Genomic DNA, 2,500 nt, shown 5'->3' on the forward strand with positions numbered 1-2,500 from the left:
TGCAGGCAATAGACCCGAAACCCGGCGATCTATCCATGGGCAGGTTGAAGGTTGAGTAACATCAACTGGAGGACCGAACCCACTAATGTTGAAAAATTAGGGGATGACCTGTGGATCGGAGTGAAAGGCTAATCAAGCCGGGAGATAGCTGGTTCTCCTCGAAAGCTATTTAGGTAGCGCCTCGCGTCTCACCCTCGGGGGTAGAGCACTGTTTGGGCTAGGGGGTCATCCCGACTTACCAACCCCATGCAAACTCCGAATACCGAGGAGTGCAATCGCGGGAGACACACGGCGGGTGCTAACGTCCGTCGTGGAAAGGGAAACAACCCAGACCGCCAGCTAAGGTCCCAAATATCAGTTAAGTGGGAAACGATGTGGGAAGGCCCAGACAGCTAGGAGGTTGGCTTAGAAGCAGCCATCCTTTAAAGAAAGCGTAATAGCTCACTAGTCGAGTCGGCCTGCGCGGAAGATATACCGGGGCTCAAACTGATAACCGAAGCTGCGGATGCTCTTAGGAGCATGGTAGAGGAGCGTTGTGTAAGCCGTTGAAGGTGGATCGGGAGGTCTGCTGGAGGTATCACAAGTGCGAATGCTGACATGAGTAACGATAAGGGAGGTGAAAAACCTCCCCGCCGGAAGACCAAGGGTTCCTGTCCAACGCTAATCGGGACAGGGTTAGTCGACCCCTAAGGCGAGGGCGAAAGCCGTAGTCGATGGGAAACAGGTTAATATTCCTGTACTCGCTATTACTGCGACGGAGTGACGGAGAAGGCTAGGCCGGCATGGCGATTGGTTGTCCATGTTTAAGGTTGTAGGCTGGGGACTTAGGCAAATCCGGGTCCCTAAGGCTGAGAACTGATGACGAAGCCCACTTAGTGGGTGAAGTGGTTGATGCCCTGCTTCCAGGAAAAACTTCTAAGCTTCAGGTAATAGTGAATCGTACTCTAAACCGACACAGGTGGTCAGGTAGAGAATACCAAGGCGCTTGAGAGAACTCTGGTGAAGGAACTAGGCAAAATGGTACCGTAACTTCGGGAGAAGGTACGCCGGTTTTGGTGATGGGACTTGCTCCCTAAGCTGAGGCCGGTCGAAGTGACCAGGTGGCTGCGACTGTTTATTAAAAACATAGCACTCTGCAAACTCGTAAGAGGACGTATAGGGTGTGACGCCTGCCCGGTGCCGGAAGGTTAATTGATGGGGTTAGCTTCGGCGAAGCTCTTGATCGAAGCCCCGGTAAACGGCGGCCGTAACTATAACGGTCCTAAGGTAGCGAAATTCCTTGTCGGGTAAGTTCCGACCTGCACGAATGGCGTAACGATGGCCACGCTGTCTCCACCAGAGACTCAGTGAAATTGAAATCGCTGTTAAGATGCAGTGTACCCGCGGCTAGACGGAAAGACCCCGTGAACCTTTACTACAGCTTTGCACTGAACTTTGAGCCTATTTGTGTAGGATAGGTGGGAGGCTTTGAAGCAATGACGCTAGTTGTTGTGGAGCCGTCCTTGAAATACCACCCTGGTATGTTTGAGGTTCTAACTCTGGTCCGTTATCCGGATCGAGGACAGTGTATGGTGGGTAGTTTGACTGGGGCGGTCTCCTCCCAAAGAGTAACGGAGGAGTACGAAGGTGCACTCAGCATGGTCGGAAATCATGCAATGAGCATAATGGTATAAGTGCGCTTGACTGCGAGACAGACATGTCGAGCAGGTACGAAAGTAGGTCATAGTGATCCGGTGGTTCTGTATGGAAGGGCCATCGCTCAACGGATAAAAGGTACTCCGGGGATAACAGGCTGATACCGCCCAAGAGTTCACATCGACGGCGGTGTTTGGCACCTCGATGTCGGCTCATCACATCCTGGGGCTGAAGCCGGTCCCAAGGGTATGGCTGTTCGCCATTTAAAGTGGTACGCGAGCTGGGTTTAGAACGTCGTGAGACAGTTCGGTCCCTATCTGCCGTGGGCGTTGGAGATTTGAGAAGAGTTGCTCCTAGTACGAGAGGACCGGAGTGAACGAACCTCTGGTGTTCCGGTTGTCACGCCAGTGGCATTGCCGGGTAGCTATGTTCGGACGGGATAACCGCTGAAAGCATCTAAGCGGGAAGCCTCCTTCAAGATAAGATCTCCCTGAGGCCTTGAGCCTCCTGAAGGGCCGTGGAAGACTACCACGTTGATAGGCTGGGTGTGGAAGCGTTGTGAGGCGTTGAGCTAACCAGTACTAATTGCCCGTGCGGCTTGACCATACAACAGAGATGGTTACTAACGACTAGCTAAGCTAGCGGATTGTGAGTTAGAGACATACGATCGCTTGCGGTGTATTACTACAGATTGTTTTACCGACTTATTTGGGGTTATCGCCGGTCACCATCATGACCGAGGCAAACAGCGATAACACGGCAGGCCAAGCACATTGCTTATAAGACCAACGCCAACCCAAGCCAGTTTGCCTGACGACAATAGAGTTGTGGAACCACCTGATCCCTTGCCGAACTCAGAAGTGAA

2 rRNA genes (both running past the window's edge) are annotated in these 2,500 nt (G+C 52.5%); both read left to right on the top strand.

The features are described from left to right. Positions 1–2,241 (top strand): 23S ribosomal RNA (locus P0078_RS15280); it begins 641 nt to the left of the window's first position. Positions 2,242–2,444: 203 nt separating this feature from the next. Beyond that, positions 2,445–2,500 (top strand): 5S ribosomal RNA (gene rrf / locus P0078_RS15285) (it continues 60 nt past the right edge of the window).

Source organism: Microbulbifer sp. VAAF005 (genome assembly GCF_030012985.1).
Lineage (GTDB): Bacteria > Pseudomonadota > Gammaproteobacteria > Pseudomonadales > Cellvibrionaceae > Microbulbifer.